Source organism: Phenylobacterium sp. (assembly GCF_031181185.1).
In the GTDB taxonomy this organism is placed as follows: Bacteria; Pseudomonadota; Alphaproteobacteria; order Caulobacterales; family Caulobacteraceae; genus Phenylobacterium.
In genome coordinates this window covers 24,334-32,715 of the sequence record NZ_JAPSKZ010000020.1, presented here as the reverse complement: position 1 = coordinate 32,715, position 8,382 = coordinate 24,334, and the positions used below count along the sequence as shown (strand labels likewise).

Here is an 8,382-nt window from a genome sequence, read left to right as displayed (position 1 = left end):
GCGTGGAGGTTCGACTCCTCTCATCCGCACCAGCCTCTCGCCTTGGTGGGGGCCCCGGCCATTCGTCGGCCGAGGACCAAACCTGAGGTGACAACGCCCGGCGCTCCCGGCACAAGGGCGCCATGTCGGAAGGCGTTCTCTTCGTCCACAACAACTTCCCCGGCCAGTTCCGCGACCTTGCCCAGACCCTGGTCGCCCGCGGGGTTCGCTGCTGGGCCGTCGGCCAGAACCATGCCCCGGGCGTCCTGGGTGTCCGAATCGCGCGATACGGCCTGCGCCGAGGCACCACGCCAGGCATCCTGCCGGCGGCGATCCGCGCCGAAGCGGACCTGATCCGCGCAAACGAGGCCTTGGAAGCGGCCCGCCTGCTTCGCGGCGAAGGCTGTGACCCTGCGGTTATCGTGGGTCACCCCGGCTGGGGCGAAACCCTGCACCTGGCCCAGGTCTTCCCGAACGCGCGCCAGGCGCTGTTCGCCGAGTTCTTCTATCACGGCCGCGGTTTCGACGTGGGCTTCGACCCGGAGTTCGGCGAGCCGTCTGAGGAGCAGGTCCAGGTCGTGGACGCCAAGGGGGTGACGATGGCCTACGCCTACGCCCACGCCGACGCGATCGTGACCCCTACGCGCTTCCAGGCCTCGACCCTGCCGCCCCTCTTCCAGCCCCATGCGCGCATCATCCATGAAGGCGTCGACATCGATGCCATCCGGCCGGGACCGGCGCAGCCTTTCGAGTTGCCCGACGGACGGGTGCTCGCGCCCGGCACCCCTTTGATCACCCACGTGAACAACAACATGGAGCCGCTGCGGGGCATCCACGTCTTCGCCCGCGCCCTGCCCCGCCTCCTCGCCGAGGTCTCCGACGCCCATGTGGTCGTCATTGGCCAGGAGAAGACCGCCGGCTACGGCGCGGCGGCCCCCGACGGCCTGACCTGGAAGGAATGGGCGTTCCGCGATCTGGCGATAGACCCGGCTCGCGTCCACTTCCTGGGCAAGGTTCCGCACGACCGGATGCTTGCGGCCATGCGGCTGTCGACGGCGCACGTCTACTATACCTACCCCTTCGTGCTCTCGTGGTCGCTCGCGGAGGCGATGGCGCTCGGGTGCTACGTGCTCGGCTCCGACACCCCGCCGGTGCGAGACGCGATCGAGGACGGCGTCAATGGTCGGCTGTTGCCCTTTAGCGACCATGACGCGCTGTCGGAGGCCCTGATCGCCGCCTGCCGGGATCCCGCCGCCGCCAACCCGCTGCGCAAGGCTGCACGCAACACCGCCGAAGCGATGTTCAGCCGCGCGAAGGGGCGGCAGGCCTGGCTCGATCTGCTCACGGAACTCGGGCTGAAAATCCCCTAGCCGCAGCGGATCTCCTTGATGATCCCGGTCTGGGCGTCGAAGAAGAAGTTCAGGCGGTTGGGGTTGAAGTCCAGCGTCACCGGGCACGTCGTGCAGGCCACGCGCTGCAGTTCCGGCTTCAGCGGCACGGGAATCTCGGTGCGCGGGCGGCCCACGAGGTGGCGCACCGCATCGGCGCCGCAGGTGTCGGCGGGCTTCGGCGGCTCCACGACCGGCGGCGGGGCGGCCGCCGGCGGCGGCTCGACCGGGGTCTCGGCGGCCGGGGTCGCACACCCGGCCAGGGTCAGCACGGCCGCGAAAGCCCACCTCTTCATGCCTGCTTCTCCCAGCCTCTCGCCTGCTGCTTCCAGTAGGACACGGAAAACCCCTGGCCCTTGACCTTCGTCCACTGCGCCCGGGCCACGCTCAGCTGCTCGGGATCGCCGCCGTCGAACAGCACCACGCAGCGCTGGTAGCCGGCAAGCTCCCCGGGCTCGGCCCCGTCCACCAGGAACAGGGCGTCGGCGCCGTTCGGGTTGTCGAAGCCGGTGGTCAGCAGGATCGGCTGGCGCTCGGCCGCGGGCTCACCCGCCGGCGCATGCGGCAGGAAGCTGTCGTCCCGATAGCTCCAGAGCCAGCCGTCCAGGTGCTCGATCCGCTCGGCCGCCGGCGAGCGGACGATGGCCTTCCATCCCCGCTGGAGGGTCTTCTCCAGCAGCTCCGGAAGAGCCTGGTCCAGCCCCGTCCGCTCCAGATGGTAGAACCAGACCTCGGTCACCCTTCCGACTAGCCCTCGTACTTCTCTTGCACCATCCGGTTCAGCAGCCGCACCCCGTAGCCGGTGGCGCCGTCGGGGATGGTCGGGATGCTCGACGGCTTCTTCCAGGCGGTCGAAGCGATGTCGAGGTGGGCCCAAGGCACGCCGTTGACGAACTTCTGGATGAACAGCGCCGCAGTGATCGAGCCCGCTGGGCGGCCGCCGATGTTCTTCATGTCGGCGATCATCGACTCCAGCTGCTTGTTGTACTGCTCGGGCAGCGGCATGCGCCACAGCGGCTCGCCTTCCCGGCCGGCCGCTTCCAGCAGGTTGCCCGCCAGCTCGTCGTTGTTGGAGAACAGGCCGGCGTAATCGTTGCCCAGGCTGATGATGATCGCGCCGGTCAGCGTCGCCAGGTCGACCATGAACTTCGGCTTGAACCGGTCCTGGCAGTACCAGATGGCGTCGGCCAGCACGAGCCGGCCCTCGGCGTCGGTGTTGATGACCTCGATCGTCTGGCCGGACATGGAGGTCACCACGTCACCGGGCCGCTGGGCGTTGCCGTCGGGCATGTTCTCCACCAGGCCCAGGATGCCCACCGCATTGACCTTGGCCTTCCGGCCGGCCAGGGCGTGCATCAGCCCGGTGACGGCGGCCGCGCCGCCCATGTCCCACTTCATGTCCTCCATCCCCTCGGCGGGCTTGATGGAGATACCGCCGGTGTCGAAGCACACGCCCTTGCCGATGAAGGCGACCGGCTGGGCGCTCTTGTCGTCGGCGCCGTTCCACCGCATCACCACCAGCTGGCTCTCGCGGACGCTGCCCTGGCCGACGCCCAGCAGCGAGCCCATGCCCAGCTTGGCCATCTCGGCTTCGCCCAGGATCTCGACCTCGAGGCCCAGCGCCTCCAGCTCCTTGGCCCGGCGCGCGAACTCGACCGGATAGAGGATGTTGGCCGGCTCCGAGACCAGGTCGCGGCTGAACGCCACCGCGTCCGCCAGCGCGGCCAGCGGCGGGAAGGCCGCGAGCGCCCCGTCCGGATCGGCCGTCGCCACCTGCGTCTTGACGATGGACGGCTTCTTCTCGACCGGCTCCTTCGTCCGGTACTTGTCGAAGCGGTACGAGGCGAGCCGCACGCCCAGAGCCGCGCGGGCGGCCAGTTCGGTGTCGCCGTTCGGCGTCTCGATCCGCAGGACCTCCAGACCCGAGGTCTTCACCGCCGCATAGGCCGAGGCCGCGGCATGTTCGGCGGCCAGGGCGTCGAAGGCGTCGCGCTTGCCCGCGCCCACCAGCACAAGGCGAGCGGCCTCGGTCCCGGCCGGCGCCAGGATGTCCAGCGTCTGGCCCTTGCCGCCCGTGAAGCGGCTGGCGGACGCCGCCTGGGCGAGAGGACCGTCCAGCGCCTCGCCCTCGAACACGATGCGCGCCAGCGCGGTCTTCGGGGCGACCGCGGCTGAGGCGGCGACGAACTCGATCTCCATGGACACTCTCTCGTTGGCTTCGACGTGATCGGCGCCCCGCGGGCGGCGCCCTGCGGTTGTCTGACGCAGCGACGCATGATTTAGAACACCTCCGCGGCCGGGGCAGGCCCTAATCTGCGGGCCCGCCCATTTTCGCAAGCCAATGCGCCTGATCGACCGATATCTCCTGCGTCAGCTCCTGGGCCCCGTGGTCCTCGCCACCCTGGCGCTGACGGGCGTGGCGTTGCTGAGCCAGACGCTGTCCGGGCTGGACCTCATCGTGAACCAGCGCCAGAGCGCGCTCGTGTTCCTGAAGGTGACGCTGCTGGCGATGCCGCAGCTGATCAACATGGTCCTGCCGATCGCGGTCTTCGTCGCCGCGCTCGTGGCGCTGAACCGCCTCCACACCGAACAGGAGATCGTCGTCTGCTTCGCCGGGGGCATGAGCCGCTGGCGGGTGATCTCGCCGGCCATGCGCCTGGCCTGCACAATCGCCTTTGTGGCGCTGGTCATGAACCTCTGGGTCCAGCCGGCCGCCTACCGCGAGATGCGCAACGAGCTGTTCCAGATCCGCACAGACCTGGCCTCCACCCTCGTGCGCGAAGGGGAATTCACCGAGCCCGCGCCAGGCCTGACCGTCTATGCCCAGGGCGTGGACGGCGCGGGCAACCTCGAGAACCTCTTCATCCACCAGATGAAGCCCGACGGCTCGGCTACGACCTACACCGCCGAGCAGGGCCGCGTCGCCCGCAGCCAGGGCCGCCCGGTGCTGGTGATGAAGAACGGCTCCAACCAGGAATTCTCGTCCAAGGGGGTCCTGAACTACCTGACTTTCGACGAGTACATCTTCGACCTCTCGGCGCTGACCAGCGGGGACGAGCTCGTCCACTACAAGCCCTCCGACCGCTACCTGCACGAGCTGTTCTTCCCGGACCTGCAGCAGGACTGGGAGCGACGGAACCGCCTCGACCTCCTGGCCGAGGGCCACGCGCGTATCGCCACCCCGCTCTACAACATCGCCTTCATGGCCATGGCGCTGTCGGCGATCATCGGCGGCGGCTTCTCGCGCCTGGGCTACGGCCGCCGGATCGCGATCACCGGCGCGGTGGCCGCCGTCGTCCGCATCTTGGGCTTCCAGGTCCAGGCGGCTGCCGAGGACGAGGCCTGGCTGAACGTCCTGCAGTACGTCGTGCCGCTCGCGGCCACGGCCTTCGCCTTCCGCAGCATCTTCAAGCAGAGGGTCAGCCGCTACATCGACATCACCCGCCGCCCCGCCCGCATCGCCGGAGCCGCCGCGTGACGGGCCTCGGCCGACTCGAACGCTATGTGATGGGCCGGATGCTGGGCGGCGTCGGCGCGGCGCTGGCCGTGATCGCGGCCGTCATCCTGCTGATCCAGTTCGTCGAGCTCTCCAGCCAGGTCGGCACGCGGGCGGACGTCGGCGCCTCGTCGATCTTTGCGCTCACCCTGCTGCGCGCGCCCTCGCTGATCCAGATCCTGCTGCCGTTCTGCTTCCTGTTCGGCGGGATCGGCGCCTTCGTGGGCCTGAACCGTAAGAGCGAACTCGTCGCGATGCGCGCGGCGGGCGTCTCGGCGTGGCGCTTCATCCTGCCCTCGGCGGCCCTGGCCGCCGTGCTGGGCGTGCTGGCCGTGGGCCTGCTCAATCCGGTCGCGGCCACGCTGAACGCCCGCTTCGAGTCGGAACGCGCGCGGCTGATGGAGGACTATCTAGGCGACCAGCCGCAGGACGTCTGGATCCGCCAGGGCGACGACCGCACCCAGATCGTCATGCACGCCAAGGACCGCGAAACCCGCGCCGGCACGGTCATCCTGCGCGGCGTCTCGGTGTTCATCTACGAGAAGACGCCCAAGGGCGCCCCGGAATTCCGTCGCCGGCTAGAAGCCGCCGAGGCGCGGCTGATGCCCGGCTTCTGGCAGCTGCGCGACGTGGCCGAGGCCGGGGTCGGCGAAAGCTCGATCCGCTCGGAAAGCCTGTCGATCCGCTCCACCCTGGACGCCGAGGCCGCCATGGAGCGCTTCGCCTCGCCCGAGGCCATCGCGTTCTGGCGCCTGCCCGCCGCCATCCGCCTGACCGAACAGGCCGGCTTCTCGGCCGCCGGCTACCGGCTGCGCTTCCAGCAACTGCTGGCCACCCCGGTGCTGTTCGCGGCCATGTCGATTCTCGCCGCGGCGTTCTCGCTGCGCCTCGCGCGGCTGGGCGGCCTGGCGGGCCTCGCCGGCGGCGGCGTGGCGCTGGGCTTCATCATGTTCTTCTTCAACCAGTTCGCCGGCGCCCTCGCCAAGGCCGACATCATCCCCCTGGCGGCGGCGGCCTGGGCGCCGGTGCTGGTCGCGCTGCTCGCCGGCGTGACCCTGCTTTGCTACACCGAAGACGGTTGAATCATTGGCGGGCCCGGCTATGCATCGCCGCTTAGGCCAGGCTTGAACGCGCGTCGTCGCGAGAGGGGAAACGGAAGCTCGATGAGTCCGCGTCGGCTTACGCCGCTGGCAGGCAAGCGCGCCCTCATGGCCGGCGCGGCGATCGCCATCCTGTGGGGCGCCCAGGCCCACGCCCAGGCGCCGGCCCCCGCCGCCGCCGCCGCCGCCCCGATTCCGCCGCCCACCCGCGACGGTCTGCAGCAGGGCGAGCTCTACATGGAGGCCGACGAGGTCGTCCGCGAGGACGAGATCGGCCGCACGACCGCCAACGGCGATATCGAGGTCCGCTACAACGGCCGCACGCTGCGCGCCGACCGGCTGGTCTATGAGGAGAAGACCGGCGTCATCCGCGCCTTCGGCAACGTCGCGGTCGTGAACGCCGACGGCTCGGCCGAATTCGCCGATGAGATCGTCCTGGACGAGGACATGCGCGCTGGCGTCGCCCAGGGCTTCTCGGCCCGCCTGCCCGAGAACGTGAAGGTGGCCGCCGCCACCGCCGTCCGGCGCGACGAGAACATCCAGGAGCTGAACCGGGCGATCTACACGCCCTGCGAGATCTGCAAGACCGACGGGAGCCCCAAGAAGCCCACCTGGTCGATCGCCGCCGAGCGCGTCGTCCAGGACAAGAAGCGCCGGGTCGTCACCTACCGCAACGCCCGGTTCCGCCTGTTCGGCGCGACCGTGATGTACCTGCCGGTTTTCTGGCACGCCGACCCGCAGGCCGGGCGCTCGTCGGGCTTCCTGACGCCCAAGGCCTCGGTCTCCGACCGCCGCGGCGTCTCGTACGAGCAGCCCTACTACTGGGCCATCTCGCCCTACTCCGACCTGATCGTCAGCCCGCAGATCAACTCCAAGATCGCGCCCTTCCTGAACGGCCAGGTGCGCAAGCGATTCTACTCGGGCGACGTCGACATCCGCTTCGGCTACACGCACGCCCGCGACTTCGACGGCCAGGGCAACGAAATCCCCGGCACCAGCACGAACCGCAGCTACATCCTGGGCAGCGGCGCCTTCCAGATCGACGAGAAGTGGCGCTGGGGCTTCACCGCCGAACGCGCGTCCGACGACCTGATCTTCGACAAGTACGAAGTCGGCAAGGTCTACATCAGCCGCGGCCCCTACGTGGCCGACGACCGGCGGCTGATCTCCCAGGTTTACGCTATCCGTCAGGACGAGCGGTCCTACTTCTCGGCCGCGGCCATGACCATCCAGGGCCTGCGCCCGGTCTACGATCCCGAGGAGGAGCGTGGCTTCGGCGAGAACGACCGCATCTTCCCCGTCATCGGCCCGCTGGTCGAAGGCCACTACGAGCTGCCCAGCACGGTCGCCGGCGGCCGGCTGCGGCTGCACACCAGTGGCGTGGTCCTGTCCCGCGAACAGTCGCCGATCATCCCGGAGGAAGGCGGTCGCCTGCCCGGCCTCGACTCCGCGCGGGTGACCGGCGAGGTCGACTGGCGGCGCGACTTCACCTCGGCGGCCGGTCTCCGGGTCTCGCCGTTCGTCAACCTGCGCGCCGACGCTTACCGCATCCAGGACATCCTGCGGCCGGACCTCACCGCCACCTACAAGGACGAGCTGGTCCGTGGGCTGGCCACGGTCGGCGTCGACGTCTCCTATCCGGTGTTCAAGCGCACTTCGAACGCCACCATCGTGCTGGAGCCGGTGGCTCAGGTGGTGGCCTCGCCCAACGCCAAGCAGGTGGTCATCGGCCGCGACGCCGACGACAATCCGATCTACCTGAACGAGGACAGCGTCGCCTTCGAGTTCGACGAGACCACCCTCTTCCGGCCCAACAAGTTCCCCGGCTACGACCTCTACGAGGACGGCGTGCGCCTGAACCTCGCCGGCCGGGCGATGGTGCTGTGGGACGACGGCCGCCGGGCCAACCTGCTGGTCGGCCGCTCGTTCCGGACCGAGGAGAACCGGGTCTTCACCGACCGCTCGGGCCTGCGCGGCAAGAGCTCGGACTGGATCGTCGCCGCCGACGCCCAGCCCATGCGCGGCCTGTCGATGTTCGCCCGCGCCCGTCTCGACGCCGACAACTTCGACATCCACCGCCTCGAGGCCGGCGCCAACGTCTACAATAAATACGGCAACGGCTTTGTCCGCTACCTGAACGACGACTTCGACATCAACGGCGAGCGGCGCGAGAACCTCGACCTCGGCGGCGAGGTCTATGTCACCAAGAACTGGGGCGTCAGCTTCTACGGCAACCGCGACCTGCACGAGAAGGCCTGGGTGATCCGCGACCTCGGCGTCTTCTACCGGGACGACTGCCTGCGGGTTGATGTGATCTATCGCCGCGAAGACACGATCATCGGTCGTCTGCTACCCAGCGAGTCCGTCTCGGTGCGCCTAACGCTCGCCACATTGGGCGGAACATCTAATGGCAGGTAGG

Annotated in this window: 7 protein-coding genes; 4 read left to right on the top strand and 3 right to left on the bottom strand. The window is 69.3% G+C overall.

Annotated features, from left to right (window positions below):
- Positions 1–122 precede the first annotated feature (122 nt).
- Positions 123–1,349 (top strand): glycosyltransferase, encoded by a 1,227-nt coding sequence (locus tag RIF93_RS04120; RefSeq protein WP_309088727.1) that lies wholly within the window; start codon positions 123–125, stop codon positions 1,347–1,349.
- Here the strand turns inward: RIF93_RS04120 and RIF93_RS04115 are convergent.
- The 3 genes from RIF93_RS04115 to RIF93_RS04105 are packed head-to-tail and all read right to left on the bottom strand — an operon-like array spanning position 1,346 to position 3,566.
- The gene (locus RIF93_RS04115; protein WP_309088725.1) at positions 1,346–1,663 is read right to left on the bottom strand and encodes a peptidase inhibitor I78; all 318 of its coding nucleotides are present in this window, start codon (positions 1,661–1,663) and stop codon (positions 1,346–1,348) included. The genes RIF93_RS04120 and RIF93_RS04115 overlap by 4 nt on opposite strands.
- Positions 1,660–2,106, bottom strand: a complete 447-nt coding sequence (locus RIF93_RS04110) for a DNA polymerase III subunit chi (RefSeq protein ID WP_309088723.1) — start codon at positions 2,104–2,106, stop codon at positions 1,660–1,662. The genes RIF93_RS04115 and RIF93_RS04110 overlap by 4 nt, the downstream gene beginning before the upstream one ends.
- A gap of 8 nt (positions 2,107–2,114) precedes the next feature.
- A complete protein-coding gene (locus RIF93_RS04105; protein WP_309088721.1) occupies positions 2,115–3,566 on the bottom strand; it encodes a leucyl aminopeptidase in 1,452 nt (483 codons plus the stop codon).
- Between the two features lie 142 nt (positions 3,567–3,708).
- On the opposite strand from RIF93_RS04105, the gene lptF reads away from it, so the two are divergent.
- From lptF to RIF93_RS04090, 3 genes are all read left to right on the top strand, one after another.
- Complete coding sequence (gene lptF / locus RIF93_RS04100) at positions 3,709–4,845, top strand: LPS export ABC transporter permease LptF (protein ID WP_309088719.1); 1,137 nt, start codon at positions 3,709–3,711, stop codon at positions 4,843–4,845.
- Positions 4,842–5,945: an LptF/LptG family permease gene (locus RIF93_RS04095; protein ID WP_309088717.1), complete on the top strand. Its 1,104-nt coding sequence runs from the start codon at positions 4,842–4,844 to the stop codon at positions 5,943–5,945. Before lptF ends, RIF93_RS04095 begins: the two co-directional genes overlap by 4 nt.
- An 81-nt stretch (positions 5,946–6,026) precedes the next feature.
- Complete coding sequence (locus tag RIF93_RS04090) at positions 6,027–8,381, top strand: LPS-assembly protein LptD (protein WP_309088716.1); 2,355 nt, start codon at positions 6,027–6,029, stop codon at positions 8,379–8,381.
- The last annotated feature ends 1 nt before the right edge of the window (position 8,382 follow it).

Bases quoted from the DNA above. Each gene is read 5' to 3' on its own strand.
- RIF93_RS04120 (WP_309088727.1), top strand. From the start codon at position 123: ATGTCGGAAGGCGTTCTCTTCGTCCACAACAACTTCCCCGGCCAGTTC.
- RIF93_RS04115 (WP_309088725.1), bottom strand. From the start codon at position 1,663: ATGAAGAGGTGGGCTTTCGCGGCCGTGCTGACCCTGGCCGGGTGTGCG.
- RIF93_RS04105 (WP_309088721.1), bottom strand. From the start codon at position 3,566: ATGGAGATCGAGTTCGTCGCCGCCTCAGCCGCGGTCGCCCCGAAGACC.
- lptF (WP_309088719.1), top strand. From the start codon at position 3,709: ATGCGCCTGATCGACCGATATCTCCTGCGTCAGCTCCTGGGCCCCGTG.
- RIF93_RS04090 (WP_309088716.1), top strand. From the start codon at position 6,027: ATGAGTCCGCGTCGGCTTACGCCGCTGGCAGGCAAGCGCGCCCTCATG.